Origin of the sequence: Streptomyces sp. TSRI0107 (genome assembly GCF_001905845.1) — a bacterium.
Taxonomy (GTDB): domain Bacteria; phylum Actinomycetota; class Actinomycetes; order Streptomycetales; family Streptomycetaceae; genus Streptomyces.
This window is the reverse complement of the sequence record NZ_LIVZ01000002.1, coordinates 609,461-620,428: the sequence shown is the minus strand read 5'-3', so window position 1 is coordinate 620,428 and position 10,968 is coordinate 609,461. Positions and strand designations below refer to the sequence as shown.

Sequence of the window (10,968 nt, the reverse complement as noted above, 5' to 3'; positions counted from 1 at the left end):
CGACTGGCGTGTCCCTGACCGGAGTTATCCACAGGGCAAGCGGGGTTTCGTGGTCCGCGAGATCGTCTTCGCATGACGAATCACGGCGAAACCACCGATCCCTTCAATACCTCTGAAAACGGCGGCATCACGGGACGGGAGGCGCACCGGGTCACCCTGCGCACCCCGGCCGAACTGGCCGACGCCCTGCCGTATCTGCTCGGGTACCGCCCCGAGGACAGCATCGTGCTGGTCGCCCTCCACGACCGGGGCGGAGGCGGCAGGTTCGGCGGCCGGGCCCGGCTCGGCATCCCCGCCACCCCGGACGACTGGGCGCCGGTCGCGGCCCAGTTGTCACGCGGTCTGATGACGGGCAGCACCCGCAGAGGAGCCCCGCCGGAGCGGATGGTGGCCTACCTCTGCCAGGAACCCGGGCCGGGCGAGACGGGCCGGGAGGTGATGGAACGGCTGCGCCCGCTGGCGGAGCGGCTGCGAATCGAGTGCGGTCTCCTCGGCGCACCGGTGGTCGAAGCGCTGTGCATCTCCGGCGGACGCTTCTGGTCGTACTGCTGCGACAGGGCGGGCTGCTGCCCGCCGGAGGGCGAGCCGATGGGCCTGCCCGGCACGTCCGTACTGGCGGCCGCCGCCACCTACGCCGGGCTCCAGGTGCGCGGCACCCTGCGCGAACTGCGGGCCCGGCTGCTCCCCTGGGAGACCGGGGCCGCCCTGGAGCAGGAAATCGCCCTGGACACCGCCAGCATGAGCCTCGTTCCCCGGATTCTCGACGACACCGGCCGCGCCGGCGTGGCCGAGGAGACGCTGGCGCTGGCCGAACGGATCATCGGGCGGCTGGCCACGGCCCGTCCGGTGACCGGGGCGCTCCTGGCGGACCTCCGCGACGACGACCTCGTCGACCACGACGAGGCCGCCGCGCTGATCCTCGGTCTGCAGGACCGCACGACCCGTGACCGCGCGGCGGAGTGGATGGAAGGAGACGAGGCCGGGCCCGCGCTGCGTCTCTGGCGGACACTGGCCCGCCGCTGCGTCGGCCCCTACGGCGAGCACGCCGCGGCACCGCTCACCCTCGCCGGCTGGGTCGCCTGGTCGACCGGCGACGACCTGGAGGCCCGCGAGGCCCTGGCCATGGCCCTGGGCGCCGACCCCGACTACCTCTTCGCCCGCCTCCTCCACCAAGCGATCAACGAGGGCCTGGACCCGGAATCCATCCGCCGCTGCCTCCGCACGGAACGCACCGACCGCACGCAGGCCGCCGCCGATCCCCGACCGCCGGCAGCCACACCGGACACCGCCGGGGCCCCGGACCCAGCGGATCTGGAGCCGACAGGTCCGGTGCCGAGCGGGCCGGAGGCGGCCGGGCGGTCGCTGGCGCCGCGCGACGAGGACGCCGGGCGGGATTTCGGGGAGGCGGCGCCGCACGAGCGGGGTTCCGGTGGGGCGGCGCACCGGGCGGGCTCCGGCCGGGTGGCGCCGCGCGGTGCGGATTCCGGCCGGGTAGCACCGGGCCGCGCGGACTCCGATCCGGTGGCGCCGCGGCATGCGAGCTCGGATGGGTTGGCGGCGCCCCGGGTGGGCTCCGGCCTGGTGGCTCCCTCCCCTGGGGACTCCGGCAGGGTCGCCGCGCTCCCTGGGGACTCCGATGGGGCAGCACCGCCCGTTGCGGACTCCGGCGGGGTAGTACCGGGCCGCGCGGACTCCGATCCGGTGGCGCCGCGTCACGCGAGCTCGGATGGGTCGGCGGCGCCCCGGGTGGGCTCCGGCCTGGTGGCTCTGCGCCCGGCGGATTCCGGCGGGGTCGCCGCGCTCCCTGGGGACTCCGATGTGGCATCGCCGCCCGTTGCGGACTCCGGCCTGGTGGCTCCGCGCCCTGCGAACTCTGGTCGGGTCGCCGCGCCCCCTGCGGACTCCGACCAGGTGGCTCCGCACCCTGCGGACTCCAGCGGCGTAACACCGCACCACGCGGACTCCCGCGGCCCGGCACCCCACCGCGCCGACTCCGACCCGGTGCCTACCGGCCGTGCGGACTCCAAGAAGCCCTCGCGGCCTCGCCCCCGCCCCACAACCGCCGGCACCCATCCAGGCGCGGCCCGCGCCGGCGGCACCCGGCCACGTTCGGCGGGCAGGGGCGCGGGCGGTGCGCGGCGTCGTGGGACGTGTCCGGGGGCCCTGCCCTCCGGGGGCAGCGGTGGGCGGGAGGAGGCATGACGCCCGGTGCGGTCCGTCTCCGCCACCGCCGTAACCACCGTCACCGGCGTCATCACGGACACCGCATCCCTCACAGTTACCGCGTTTCCGCGGGCCCGGCCGATCACGGCCGTGACCCGGAGCAGCCTCGGCCCGTTCACCTGAGTGGCGGAACACCCGCACGGGCCGTGCCGCCGCCCCCACCCCGTCCTGCCGGAACCCCGCGACCGGCGCCGACCTCGCCCCAGGCGTACAGCGCGCAGAGGAAGCCGCCCCCGATGCACCAGCCGACTCCGCCCTGGCCCGATGCTCCCCACCACCCCACGCCCCTGGGCGGCAGCCCCCGGATCGCCCCGCCCGGCGACCGGACCGGACCGCCGCCCCCGCGGGCAGGTGCCGACCGAACCTCGGACACAGCGGCGGGAGCGGCCGTGCCGGACGGCACGGGTGAGGGACGGGCGACGGGCGCAGGGGCCGGCGCGGACCGGCCCGGCGTCCAGTGGGTGCCCGCCGGGCCCGCCCGGCAGTCACCGCGGCCCGCGCCGTCCCCGCACCCTCCGTCCCCGCCACCACGCCGGGCAGGCGAACTGCCCCCGACGCACACCGCCCTCATCTGCGTCGCCCTCCCGGGCCTCGCCGTCTCCACGGAGCATGGCCAGCTGACCGGCCACGGACTGGAGGGGTTCTACCGCGCGGGGCGGCGCCTGCTCTCCCGCTGCCGGCTCCGGGTGGCCGGGCGCGAACCCCTCCCCGTGCAGGCCCGGATGACCGGCGCCGACCGCGCCCGCTTCGTGGGCACGCTGAGCGTGTCCCCGCACGGCGGACCGGACCCGGACGTCGTCGTCGAGCGCACTCGCCACGCGGACGGCACGGAACGGATCACCCTGCACAGCGCCGCGACCCGCCCCCTTCGCCTGCCGGTGGAGGTGGCGCTCGGCACGGACCTGGCCGCGCTCGGCGCCATCGCCGCGGGCGACCCGGGCCCGGAGGTACCCGCCAGCGTCCACGACTCGGGCCTGCGCTGGTCCTGCCCCACGGGCGCGTCGTCGGTCTCGGCCGAGCCGCCGCCCTCCGACGCGCTGGCCTCCGCCGGGCTGCTGCGCTGGGAGTTCGAACTGCCACCGGGCGGCAGCGCCGACGTGGAGCTGCGGGTACGTCTGGACGGCGCCCCGCCCGTCCGGGCGGTGGGCCGAGCCGCCACGAGCCCGGTCGCCCCCGCCCACGCCACGGGCGACGACCCCCGGGCCGAGGCACTCCTGCGGACCAGCGTCGAAGACCTCCAGGCCCTGCTGCTGCGCGACCCGGAACATCCGGCCGACACCTATCCCGCGGCCGGGGCGCCCTGGCGCTGCGGCCTCGCCCCCGCCGAAGCGCTCGCGGCGGCCCGGATGGCGCTGCCCCTCGGCACCCGGCTCGCCGCCGGCACCCTGCGCACCCTCGCCCGTACGCAAGTCACCGGCACCCGCCCGCAGTCGGGCCTGATCCCCGGACCGCGCCGGGACGCCGGGCCGCATCTGCCGCCGGGCTGCACCGGTACGGAGGCCACCCTCCTCTTCCCCGTACTGCTCGCGGAGGCGCGCCGCTGGGGCCTGCCGGACCCGGAGACGGAGGAGCTGCTGCCGGCCGCCGAACGCTGTCTGACCTGGCTGCGGACCGCAGTGGGCGACGGCCCCTACCTCCGCGACCCCCAGCCCGCAGGCCCCGTCCGCTGCGAGACCCAGGCCCACGCCCACCGCGCCGCCCTGCTCGGCGCCGATCTGCTCGACGCCTGCGGCAGACCCGGCGGCGCCGGGCTGCGGCACTGGGCCGAGGCCCTGCGGACGGCGTTCCACGAGGACTTCTGGATCGACGGCCTCGGCGGCGGACGCCCCGCCGCCGCACTCACCCCGGACGGCCGCCCCGTGCCCCACCTGGGGTCGGGCGCGGCTCACCTCCTGGACACCGGACTGCTCGGCGGGGGAGAGCACGCGCCCGGCCTGCTCGACCGGGTGCGGACCGAACAGCTCGCCCGACTGCTCGGCGGCCCGGCGATGGACTCGGGCTGGGGCCTGCGCGGACTGGGCGCGAAGGAGCCCGGCCACAACCCCTTCGGCCACCGCAGCGGCGCCGTACGCACCCAGGAGACGGCGATCGCCGTCGCGGGCCTCGCCGCCTCCGGCTACGAGAAGGAGGCGACGTCCCTGCTGCGCGGTGTCGTCGCGGCGGCGGAGGCCTTCGGCCACCGGCTGCCGGAGATGTACGCGGGCCGGCAGCGCACCGACGGCAGTGCCCCGCTGCCCCACCCCGCCGCGTGCCGGCCGGCCGCGACCGCCGCGGCCGCCGGAGTCCTCCTGCTGACCACCCTGGCCGGAATCCGCCCCGACGCCCCCGCCCGCACGGTCACCCTGCGCCCCGTGCGCACCGCCCCCCTGGGCGAGCTCTGCCTGACCGGCCTGCGGGTGGCGGGCGCCCCCTTCTCCGTACGGGTCAGCCGTCTCGGCCTCGCCATGGTCGAGGAGGCCGCAGACGGTCTGCAGCTGGGAGTGTGAGCGTGCGGGCCGGGGTGTCGGGGCGGCGAGCGGGGCCGGCGATGTGACCTGTGAAGGGAGTGTTTATCGTCAGGCAGACGACTATGATCGCGGCATGCCCTACGACCCGTCAGCCTTTCCGCCCTTCGCCGTCACCGTGGACCTGGTCGTGCTGACCGTGCGCCGCCATGCCCTGTGTGCGCTGGCGGTACGCAGGGGCGAGCCGCCGTTCCAGGGGCGCTGGGCGCTGCCCGGCGGCTTCGTACGGGACGACGAGGACCTGGCGCAGGCGGCGGCGCGCGAGCTGGCCGAGGAGACCGGACTGCGGGTCCACGACCCCGCCGCTCCCGCCCAGGACAACGGCGCCCACCTGGAACAGCTCGCGACCTACGGCGACCCGGACCGCGACCCCCGGATGCGGGTGGTCAGCGTCGCCCACCTCGCCCTCGCCCCGGACCTGCCCGCCCCCCGCGCGGGCGGCGACGCCAGCAACGCCCGCTGGGCGCCGGTCGAGGAACTGCTGGAACAGGCCGGCTACGGCCGGGAAGGCGACCCCTTGGCGCCGCTCGCCTTCGATCACGCGCGGATCCTCGCGGACGGGGTGGAACGCGCCCGCTCCAAGATCGAGTACTCGTCGCTGGCCACCGCCTTCTGCCCGCCCGAGTTCACCGTCGGCGAGCTGCGCCGGGTGTACGAGGCGGTGTGGGGCGTGGCGCTCGACCCCCGCAACTTCCACCGGAAGGTCACGGGCACACCGGGCTTCCTGGTCCCCACCGGCGGTACGACCACGCGCCAGGGCGGCCGCCCCGCCCAGCTCTTCCGCGCCGGCGGTGCCACGCTCCTCAACCCTCCGATGCTGCGCCCCGAGGTGTGAGCCGGGCGCCCCGAAGGGCCCGAGACGAGCGCCCGCTCCATGGACAGGCCGTTCGGTGCCCGGAAAACGGTATATAGCGCGCTAAATTGCTTCAGGTGATCCAGGCCTTCGGACTGACCAGCGACCCCCGCAAGGACCTTCCGCCCGCCGTCGACGACGTTTCCTTCGAGGCGCGCGCGGGCCATGTCACCACGCTGCTCGGCGCCACGGGCGCGGGCAAGACGACGGTGCTGCGGCTCATGCTCGAACTCCAACAGGGCCGTGGCGTCACCCACTTCAGAGGGCGCCCGCTGCACCGCATCGCCCACCCGTCGCGTGAAGTGGGCGTCCTCCTGGGCGATGTGCCGGGCCACCCGGGGCGCACCGTCCGCGGCCATCTGCGGATGCTGTGCGCCGCCGCGGGCGTCCCGGTCAGGCGGGCGGACGAAGTCCTCGAAGCGGTCGGCCTGGTCAGCCTGCGCGACGAACGCCTCGGCACGCTCTCCCGGGGCGTGGACCGCCGCCTGGGTCTGGCCTGCGCCCTGCTCGCCGACCCGCACACCCTCGTCCTCGACGCCCCCGCCGACGGGCTCTCCGCACGGGAGGGCCGCTGGCTGTACGGCATGCTGCGCGCCCACGCCGCGCACGGCGGCACCGTCCTCGTCACCACGGCCGACCCCAAGGAGGCCGCGCGCACCGCCGACCGGGTCGTCACCCTGGACGGGGGCAGGGTGGTCGCCGATCAGGAGGCCGCGGACTTCGCCCGCACCCGGCTGCGCCCACGGGTCGCCGTCCGCACCCCGCACGCCGCCCGCCTCGCCGCCGTCCTCACCAAGGAGGCCCGCACCGGACAGCGCTCCGTGGAGGTCGTACCGGAAGGCGGCAACCGCCTCTCCGTGTACGGCAGTACGTGCGCCGACGTCGGCGAGACCGCGTTCCGGCACGGCATCCTGGTCCACCAACTCGCCGACGAGGTGGGCGACATGGGCGCCGGCGCGGGAGAGACGGCACAGCTCCCACCGGAACCCCCACCGGGCGCACCGGACCACGCCGACCAGCCCGCCGGTACGGACACCCCGCAGGCGCCCGGCACCGAGCTGGACACCCCGCAGACCCCCGGCACGCAGCAGGACACCGCCGAGCACGGAGACGCGACGCCTCCGCAGCCACTCACGGCAACCGCCGACGAAACGACACCCCCGCTGACCCCCACCCCGGCCGAACCCGCTCAGCCCGCCCCGGCCCCGGCGACCCCGGACGCAGTCACCGCAGCCGCATCACCGGCACCCCATCCCAACGAACCCGAGCTCCCCGAACCAGCCCCCACCCCGGACACGCCCCCTTCGCCCCCGCCGCCCCCCTCACCCTCGACCTCCTCGATCCCCTCGCGCTCGACCCCCTCGCCCTCCCCGACGGAATCCCTCCCCGAGCTCCCACCCCCCATCTCCGTCCGCCCCGCCCCCAGCCCCCTCCGCCCGCTGCGCTACGAGCTGCGCCGGGCCACCGGGATCGGCGTGGGGTTCCTCACCGGGGCCGTAGTGCTCGTCGTCTCCGCTCTCACCGCCGTACTCCTGGCCCGTGTCGGGCACACCCCGCAGCACCGGCTGCTCGCCGCCTGGCCCCGGGAGCTGCCGCTGCCGCCCGCGGCGCTCGGTGCCGGACTGCTGGGGGCGCTGGCCTTCGGGGACGAGTTCCGCCACCCCGCGCTGGCGGCGGACCGCGGCACCGTGCCCCGCAGACTGGGGCTGCTCGCGGCGAAGCTGCTGGTCTCGGCCGTCACCGCGCTCGTCCTGGCCGTGCTCACCGTGGGCTGCGACGCCGAACTGCTCCATCTCTTCTACGGACGGGAGCTCGCCCGGGTTCCCCCGGACTGGCTCTCGCTCGGCGCGAGTTGGGTCGGGCTGGTGATCGGCTGCGCCTGGGCCGGGGTCCTAGCCGCCGGTGTCTTCCGGTCCACCACGGCGGGGCTGGCGGCGGTGGTCGCCGTACCGGTCGTCGTCGTACCCCTCGTACAGGAGATCCTGGCGGGACCGTCCGTGCGAAGCGCGGCCGGACTTCCGCTGCGGCTGCGCGAGCTGCTGCTGTCGCAGTGGCCCTTCGGGGGAGAGCGTTATCTGTCGGCCGTGGCCGGCGTGCTCGCCCAACCCGTGGGCGGTGCGCTGACCTTGTCGCTGGCCGCCCTGCTCTGCGCTTATCTGCTCACGACCCTGCGGAGCGGGGCCCGATGACAACCCCCCGCGCCCTTCCGGTCCCCCTTGTGCACAACTCCCTCGCAGAAAGCCCGTTTCTTTCCGATAAGGCGTCAATTGCGACGAGGTGAGCGATCACCCTTTCGTGTGCTTTTCACCAAAGACCTCAAGGGAGTTGAGGACGGCGCCGACAAAGGATGCGTGAGTACCCTTGCGCACACCATGATGACCTCCGCCCGCGCCGCAGACTCCGGCCTGTCCGGCCCCGGCGAACTCGACCGCTACCCCTACGCCGAGACCGCCCCCGCGGACCGCGTCGGGGCCCCCGCCTGGGAGGGCGCGGACCCCGAGCTGGGCCGGGTGGGCCGACGAGCCGCGGGCAGCCGCGGCCGCGGCCTGCACGGCCAACTCGTCCAGCAGCTGGGCCAGATGATCGTTTCCGGCGATCTGGGCGCCGACCGCCCACTGGTGCCCGAGGAGATCGGCCAGCGCTTCGAGGTCTCCCGCACCGTCGTCCGTGAGTCACTGCGCGTCCTGGAGGCCAAGGGCCTGGTCAGCGCCCGTCCGAACGTCGGCACGCGGGTCCGTCCCGTCAGCGACTGGAACCTGCTCGACCCGGACATCATCGAGTGGCGGGCCTTCGGGCCGCAGCGCGACGACCAGCGCCGGGAGCTGAGCGAGCTGCGCTGGACGATCGAGCCCCTCGCCGCGCGGCTGGCCGCCGGTCACGGCCGTGAGGACGTCCAGCAGCGACTGTCCGACATGGTCGAGATCATGGGCCACGCCATGGGGCAGGGTGACGCGCTCACCTTCTCCCGCGCCGACACCGAGTTCCATTCGCTGCTCATCCAGATCGCCGGCAACCGCATGCTCGAGCACCTGTCCGGGATCGTCTCGGCGGCCCTCCAGGTCTCCGGGGGCCCGGTCACGGGCTGTGACCGGCCGAACGAGGCGACGCTGGCCCACCACGGCCGGATCGTGGACGCGCTCGCCGCGGGCGACGGCGCGGCGGCCGAGGCGGCCATGCGGCAGCTCCTCACCGTCCACCCCGAGGTGGAGCGCGTGGTACCCGCGCCGCGCGAGCACTGAGCGGGCATCGCGGGCATCGCGGGCGTCGCGGCCGGAGGGCTTCCCCCCTTCCTCTTCCTCCCTCTCCGGCGGCGCTCCCCGGCATCGCCCACTCCGGCGTCGCCCTCTCCTCCGGCGTCCGGCCCGGCGGGCCGTCTCTCGTCGGGCCCCGCGGAATCCTCAAGATCCGCGGGGTCCGACGGCGCGACGGCAGCCCTGGATGAACGACGAGCGACCCTGTCTGTCACTGTCTGATCGTTTTTGACCGCTTACGGGGTGTGACTCGGGCCACGCAGATTGGGCGTAACGCTCGGGGGAACAACGCGATGACCTAAGAGGTGACAGCCGCGGAGGGAATACGGACGCCGTTCAAGGCGCTGTGCATCTTCCCGGCCCCCGCCCGCGCCGTCGGCCCATTCCCAAGCCGGCGGTCGGCTCCTGTCCGCCGTGGACGGGGCCGGAAGTCGTTTTCCAACGTTCCGAGAGGTTGTTCGTGTCGGCCAGCACATCCCGTACGCTCCCGCCGGAGATCGCCGAGTCCGTCTCTGTCATGGCGCTCATCGAGCGGGGAAAGGCTGAGGGGCAGATCGCCGGCGATGACGTGCGTCGGGCCTTCGAAGCTGACCAGATTCCGGCCACTCAGTGGAAGAACGTACTGCGCAGCCTCAATCAGATCCTCGAGGAAGAGGGTGTGACGCTGATGGTCAGTGCCGCGGAACCCAAGCGCACCCGAAAGAGCGTCGCAGCGAAGAGCCCGGCCAAGCGCACCGCCACCAAGGCGGTCGCGGCGAAGACGGTGACCACCCGTAAGGCCACCGCCGCGCCGGCCGCCCCGACCGCGCCCGCCGAGCCTGCCGTCGATCCCGCCGAGGAAGCCGCACCCGCCAAGAAGGCAGCAGCTGCCAAGAAGACGACCGCCAAGAAGGCGGCCGCGAAGAAGACGGTCGCCAAGAAGACGGCGGCCAAGAAGACCACCGCCAAGAAGGACGACGTCGAGCTTCTCGAGGACGAGGTACTCGAGGACACCAAGCCGGGCGACGAGCCCGAGGGTGCCGAGAGCGCGGGCTTCGTGCTGTCCGACGAGGACGAGGACGACGCCCCGGCGCAGCAGGTCGCCGCCGCCGGCGCCACCGCCGACCCGGTCAAGGACTACCTCAAGCAGATCGGCAAGGTCCCCCTGCTCAACGCCGAGCAGGAGGTCGAGCTGGCCAAGCGCATCGAGGCGGGTCTGTTCGCCGAGGACAAGCTGGCCAACGCCGACAAGCTGGCCCCGAAGCTCAAGCGCGAGCTGGAGATCATCGCCGAGGACGGGCGCCGCGCCAAGAACCACCTGCTGGAGGCCAACCTCCGTCTGGTGGTCTCGCTGGCCAAGCGCTACACCGGCCGCGGCATGCTCTTCCTGGACCTCATCCAGGAGGGCAACCTCGGTCTGATCCGCGCGGTCGAGAAGTTCGACTACACCAAGGGCTACAAGTTCTCCACGTACGCCACCTGGTGGATCCGTCAGGCGATCACCCGCGCCATGGCCGACCAGGCCCGCACCATCCGTATCCCGGTGCACATGGTCGAGGTCATCAACAAGCTCGCGCGCGTGCAGCGCCAGATGCTCCAGGACCTGGGCCGCGAGCCCACCCCGGAGGAGCTGGCCAAGGAACTCGACATGACCCCGGAGAAGGTCATCGAGGTCCAGAAGTACGGCCGCGAGCCCATCTCGCTGCACACCCCGCTCGGCGAGGACGGCGACAGCGAGTTCGGTGACCTCATCGAGGACTCCGAGGCCGTCGTCCCGGCCGACGCGGTCAGCTTCACGCTGCTCCAGGAGCAGCTGCACTCGGTGCTCGACACCCTGTCCGAGCGCGAGGCGGGCGTCGTCTCCATGCGCTTCGGTCTCACCGACGGTCAGCCGAAGACCCTCGACGAGATCGGCAAGGTGTACGGCGTGACGCGTGAGCGCATCCGCCAGATCGAGTCCAAGACCATGTCGAAGCTGCGCCACCCGTCGCGTTCGCAGGTGCTGCGCGACTACCTCGACTAGGTCGCGGTCGTACGACGTCGAAGGCCCGGTTCCGCCACCGCGGGACCGGGCCTTCGTGCTGGGCGGATGCCGGGTGGCGGTCCGCGCGGGTGCGGTGCGGCGTGTACTGGATCACTCTGGGTGTTCCATGACCAC

The 10,968-nt window shown here is 74.4% G+C and carries 5 protein-coding genes and 1 pseudogene; all 6 read left to right on the top strand.

Annotated features, from left to right (window positions below):
• Positions 1-72 precede the first annotated feature (72 nt).
• Positions 73-1,602, top strand: a pseudogene (locus AMK31_RS42285) (DUF4192 domain-containing protein); the annotation flags it as partial.
• A gap of 1,190 nt (positions 1,603-2,792) precedes the next feature.
• A complete protein-coding gene (locus AMK31_RS06675; protein WP_338013032.1) occupies positions 2,793-4,709 on the top strand; it encodes a glycogen debranching N-terminal domain-containing protein in 1,917 nt (638 codons plus the stop codon).
• 94 nt (positions 4,710-4,803) lie between these two features.
• Positions 4,804-5,562 carry an NUDIX hydrolase gene (locus AMK31_RS06670; RefSeq protein ID WP_073939434.1) on the top strand — a complete coding sequence of 253 codons (759 nt, stop codon included), beginning with the start codon at positions 4,804-4,806 and terminating at the stop codon, positions 5,560-5,562.
• Positions 5,563-5,657: 95 nt separating this feature from the next.
• Entirely contained in the window at positions 5,658-7,769 is a 2,112-nt protein-coding gene (locus AMK31_RS06665) for an ABC transporter ATP-binding protein (RefSeq protein WP_073939433.1), read from the top strand.
• Between the two features lie 162 nt (positions 7,770-7,931).
• On the top strand, positions 7,932-8,819 hold the full coding sequence (locus AMK31_RS06660) for a FadR/GntR family transcriptional regulator (RefSeq protein WP_073939432.1): 888 nt from the start codon (positions 7,932-7,934) through the stop codon (positions 8,817-8,819).
• A 472-nt stretch (positions 8,820-9,291) separates the two neighbouring features.
• The gene (locus AMK31_RS06655) at positions 9,292-10,833 is read left to right on the top strand and encodes an RNA polymerase sigma factor (protein WP_073939559.1); all 1,542 of its coding nucleotides are present in this window, start codon (positions 9,292-9,294) and stop codon (positions 10,831-10,833) included.
• Positions 10,834-10,968 lie beyond the last annotated feature (135 nt).

Excerpts from the sequence above, each read along its gene's own strand:
- AMK31_RS06670 (WP_073939434.1), top strand. The coding sequence starts at position 4,804 with ATGCCCTACGACCCGTCAGCCTTTCCGCCCTTCGCCGTCACCGTGGAC.